Source organism: Novosphingobium sp. B-7, from assembly GCF_000410615.1.
Classification (GTDB): domain Bacteria; phylum Pseudomonadota; class Alphaproteobacteria; order Sphingomonadales; family Sphingomonadaceae; genus Novosphingobium; species Novosphingobium capsulatum.
In genome coordinates, this window is the sequence record NZ_KE148350.1 from 34,905 (window position 1) to 38,162 (window position 3,258).

Consider the following 3,258-nt stretch of genomic DNA (forward strand, 5'->3'; position numbering starts at 1 on the left):
AGCGGACGACCTGGCTCGACACGGCGTCAGGCTCGGCGTGGACTACCTCGGTGACGATTTCGACCGTCTGGTTGCCACCGCCCAGCTGCGCCGCGCCCAGGTGGAACCGCGCGCCCTTGGCCAGGCGCACTTTCACCGCGATGCGGCCATAGGCGCTGCCGGCATTAAGCAGGCGCAGATCGTATTGCGCGCCCTCGCCCAGGGTGATCACCAGATCGCGCGCCTCGGGCGCGCGGCCGGCCAGGACCACCGACAGGCTGCCGCTGGCGCCCGCCGCCACGTCCACTGCCTGCGCGGGCAGCGGCCACAGCGTGGCAAGCGCGGCCAGATCGGCATAGCGGAACGCCTCGTCCGCCCGGGTTGGGACAAGCGTGGCGGTGGTCACGCCACCGCCTCGTAACCGTGCTGTTCCAGTTCCAGCGCGAGTTCGGCCCCACCCGAGCGGACGATGCGGCCGCCGGCGAGGACGTGGACGAAATCGGGCTTCACGTAATCGAGCAGGCGCTGGTAGTGCGTGATCAGCAGCACCGCCTTGTCGGGCTTGCGCATGATCGCGTTGATGCCTTCGCCGCAGATGCGCAGCGCATCGATGTCCAGGCCCGAATCGGTTTCATCCAGGATCGCCAGCTTGGGGTCGAGAATGCCCATCTGGACCATCTCGGCGCGCTTCTTCTCGCCGCCGGAAAAGCCCACGTTTACCGGGCGCTTGAGCATGTCCATGTCCATGCGCAGCAGGTCGGCCTTTTCGCGCGCCAGCTTGAGGAAAGCGCCGCCCGAGAGCGGCTCTTCACCACGCTGCTTGCGCTGCGCATTGAGCGCCTCGCGCAGGAACTGCACGTTGGACACGCCGGGGATTTCCACCGGATATTGGAAGCCCAGGAACAGCCCGGCCGCGGCGCGCTCGTGCGGGTCCATGGCGAGCAGATCCTGGCCAGCGAAATCCACGCTGCCGCCGGTCACGTCATAGCCGGGGCGGCCGCCCAGGGTATAGGCCAGCGTCGATTTGCCCGCGCCGTTGGGGCCCATGATCGCGTGGATCTCGCCCGCCTTGATGGTGAGCGAAAGCCCCTTGAGAATGGCCTTGCCGGCGATTTCGTTGGAGAGGTCACTTATCGTCAGCATTGCGTTTTCCGCTCGAGCAATTGGCTAGGAAGTCGGCGCGAACCTCGTCGAACAGGTCGCGCCACGATTTTTCGATGGCTTTCACGTCGTCCAGCTCCTTCTGCCGGGCGTCGATCTGGCCAAGGGCAGTGGCCGCCGTGGCCGCGCCGCTGGGGCTGGGCGTGCCAGCGATCTGCGCATCGAGCAGCGCGGCGCGTTCCTGCGCGATCGCGCGCTGCTCGGCATAGACGGCGGCGGCAAATTCGGTGCGGCGGTGCGGCTCGCCCGTGGCCATGGCGCGCATGGCCTGCTTGTCGCACTTCTGCACCGCTGCCAGCGCCGGGGCGCTGTCAGGCGCGGTGACCGTGGCCAGCGCCATGATCAAAAGCGCGCTCATCCCACGCTGCCTTCCAGGCTGATGCCCAGAAGCTTTTGCGCTTCCACGGCAAATTCCATCGGCAGCTGCTGCAGGACTTCCTTGGCAAAGCCGTTGACGATCAGTGCCACGGCCTGTTCCTGGTCCAGCCCGCGCTGCATCGCGTAGAACAGCTGGTCATCGCTGATCTTGCTGGTCGTCGCCTCGTGCTCGATCGTCGCCGAAGGGTTCTTCACCTCGATATAGGGCACGGTATGGGCGCCGCATTCCGCCCCCAGCAGCAGGCTGTCGCACTGGGTGAAGTTGCGCACGCCCTCGGCCTGCGGCGCCACGCGCACCAACCCGCGATAGGTGTTGTTGGACTTGCCCGCGCTGATCCCCTTGGACACGATGGTCGAGCGGCTGCGCTTGCCGTTGTGGATCATCTTGGTGCCGGTATCGGCCTGCTGGTAGTTGTTGGTGACGGCGACGGAATAGAATTCGCCGACCGAATCCTCGCCGTTCAAGACGCAGCTGGGATACTTCCACGTCACGGCCGAGCCGGTTTCCACCTGGGTCCACGACACCTTGGACCGCGCGCCCTGGCACAGCGCGCGCTTGGTCACGAAGTTGTAGATGCCGCCCTTGCCTTGCGCGTCGCCGGGATACCAGTTCTGCACCGTGGAATACTTGATCTCGGCATCGTCGAGCGCGACGAGTTCGACCACGGCGGCATGGAGCTGGTTCTCGTCACGCTGGGGTGCGGTGCAGCCTTCCAGGTACGAGACATAGGCGCCCTTGTCGGCCACGATCAGGGTGCGTTCGAACTGCCCGGTGTTTTCCGCATTGATGCGGAAATAGGTCGACAGCTCCATCGGGCAGCGCACGCCTTCGGGAATGTAGACAAAGGTGCCGTCGGAAAAGACCGCGCAGTTCAAGGCGGCAAAATAGTTGTCGTGCATCGGCACGACCTTGCCCAGCCAGCGGCGCACCAGATCGGGAAACTCGCGGATCGCCTCGCTGATCGAGCGGAAGATGACGCCGGCCGCTTCCAGCTCCTTGCGGAACGTGGTCGCCACCGAGACGCTGTCGAACACCGCGTCCACGGCGATCTTGCGCGCGCCTTCCACGCCAGCGAGCACTTCCTGCTCGGCCAGGGGAATGCCCAGCTTTTCATAAACGCGCAGGATTTCGGGATCGACCTCGTCCAGGGACTTGGGGCCATCCTTTTTCTTGGGCGCGGCCCAGTAATAGGCGTCCTGGTAATCGATCGGCGGAATGTTCAGCTTGGCCCAGTCGGGCATCGGCATGGTCAGCCAGTGGCGATAGGCCTTGAGCCGCCATTCCAGCATCCACTCCGGCTCGTCCTTCTTGGCCGAGATGAAGCGCACGGTGTCTTCCGACAGGCCCTTGGGGCCATATTCCTGCTCGATGTCCGAAGCCCAGCCGTGCTCGTATTCCGCCACGCGGGCGGCCGCGTCGCGCGCGGCCTGGTCCTTAACCGGCGTGTCGTTCAGGGTTTCTTCGGTCATGCGGGCAACTCGGCAGGAATGGGGGATGCGGCAGGCATCATGGCCGCCGCAGGGGTGGCCAGATGGCCGGTTTGGGCCGGGCGGGCAAGCTGCACCAGCGACACGCTTGAAAGCGCGGCGCGTAGCGCGGCATCCACCGCCGGCCAGTGCGGGCGCACCATGCAGGCGCCTTCCAGCGTGCAATCGCCGCGCCCATGCCCGCTGCACGCGGCCATGGCAATCGGCCCTTCGACCGCCTCGATCACATCGGCCAGGCTGATCGCCGCGGCC

The 3,258-nt window shown here is 66.0% G+C and carries 4 protein-coding genes and 1 pseudogene; all 5 read right to left on the bottom strand.

Annotated elements, in window-relative coordinates; all coding sequences use genetic code 11:
* Nucleotides 1-385, bottom strand: a pseudogene (locus H926_RS34710) (SufD family Fe-S cluster assembly protein); the annotation flags it as partial.
* Nucleotides 382-1,122 carry a Fe-S cluster assembly ATPase SufC gene (sufC, locus tag H926_RS0113175; RefSeq protein WP_022676727.1) on the bottom strand — a complete coding sequence of 247 codons (741 nt, stop codon included), beginning with the start codon at nt 1,120-1,122 and terminating at the stop codon, nt 382-384. The gene sufC and the pseudogene H926_RS34710, both read right to left, overlap by 4 nt.
* Nucleotides 1,106-1,498, bottom strand: coding sequence for a hypothetical protein (locus H926_RS0113180; RefSeq protein ID WP_022676728.1), 393 nt, complete (start codon nt 1,496-1,498; stop codon nt 1,106-1,108). Before H926_RS0113180 ends, sufC begins: the two co-directional genes overlap by 17 nt.
* Nucleotides 1,495-2,988, bottom strand: coding sequence for a Fe-S cluster assembly protein SufB (gene sufB, locus H926_RS0113185; protein WP_022676729.1), 1,494 nt, complete (start codon nt 2,986-2,988; stop codon nt 1,495-1,497). Before sufB ends, H926_RS0113180 begins: the two co-directional genes overlap by 4 nt.
* Nucleotides 2,985-3,258 (bottom strand): Rrf2 family transcriptional regulator (locus tag H926_RS27435; RefSeq protein WP_022676730.1); only part of this gene is annotated, 274 nt, incomplete at its 5' end. The genes sufB and H926_RS27435, both read right to left, overlap by 4 nt.

Coding starts and splice junctions, on each gene's coding strand:
- sufB (WP_022676729.1), bottom strand. CDS start 2,988: ATGACCGAAGAAACCCTGAACGACACGCCGGTTAAGGACCAGGCCGCG.
- H926_RS0113180 (WP_022676728.1), bottom strand. CDS start 1,498: ATGAGCGCGCTTTTGATCATGGCGCTGGCCACGGTCACCGCGCCTGAC.
- sufC (WP_022676727.1), bottom strand. CDS start 1,122: ATGCTGACGATAAGTGACCTCTCCAACGAAATCGCCGGCAAGGCCATT.